This is a genomic window from Oleiphilus sp. HI0043 (assembly GCF_001634935.1).
On the sequence record NZ_LWEY01000318.1, the window covers coordinates 1 to 1,011 of the forward strand.

The following is a 1,011-nucleotide window of genomic DNA, read 5'->3' on the forward strand; positions in this document are numbered from 1 at the left end:
GCTTCGGTACCTGGCTTTTGTGCGCGTTCAATCAATTCACTTACCGTGAAATCACGTTCGCTCACGGTCATTCCCATATCGCGGGCAATCGTTAATATTGAGTCACGAGTAATGCCGTGTAAGAAAGAACTATCCAAGGCCTTAGTTATGATCTCGTTTCCATCAATCAGAATGAAGTTTGCTGCACCGGTTTCCTGTACATCACCATTCGGGCAGAAAAGCACTTGATCAGCATTGTTAGTGTTGCGTGCACGAGCAATTGGGCCTAATGCACTGGCATAGTTACCACCACTCTTAATCATTCCCATATGAGGAGCACAACGCATACCGTCTTCTTCTAGCAATAGCCTTAAGGGCTTAACGCCACCAGAAAAGTAATCACCTACGGGTGATAACAAAACATATAGAAGCGACGTCGCAGAAGAGACCGCGGCTTTTCCAATGCTTGGTTCCGTGCCGATATGAGTCGGACGAATATACATAGAACCTGGCGCTTCAGGTACGTCTTCTACATAAAGTCCGACGATTTCTTTAATCATATCGCCTAATTGTTCTTTGTTAATTTCGGGTAGGAATAATAAATCTGTACTCTGGGCCATACGCTGAACATTGGCATCCATACGAAAAATATTAATGCTGCCATCTTTATGCTTAAATGCTTTCAAGCCTTCAAAGCATGTACTGGAATAATGCAAGACATGGGCACCCGGGTGTAATTCCAGTTTATCGGATGAAATGATACTTGAAGAGGTCCAAGAATTGTTTTCGTAGCTTGCCAGTGCCATTTTAGGCATGAAAACGGTTCCAAATGCGGCCATTACTATTCCTAAGTCTGTAAATGGAAGCCTTGAAATAAGCTTCCGGAATCAATTTTGCTCGGTGTGAATTGCTTATCGCAGCGATATTTTTCAGCAGACTGCACTCAATTCATAAAATTCTGCCTAGTATAAACTACCTAGATCGCCAATCAATGACGATATATCAATAAAGTTGCAAGTATGGCCCTTCAAA

General features: G+C 42.7%; 1 protein-coding gene. It reads right to left on the bottom strand.

Annotation, left to right across the window (positions count from 1 at the left end):
- Window positions 1–818 (bottom strand): branched-chain-amino-acid transaminase (gene ilvE / locus A3729_RS04380; RefSeq protein WP_068633271.1); only part of this gene is annotated, 818 nt, incomplete at its 3' end.
- Between the last annotated feature and the right edge of the window lie 193 nt (window positions 819–1,011).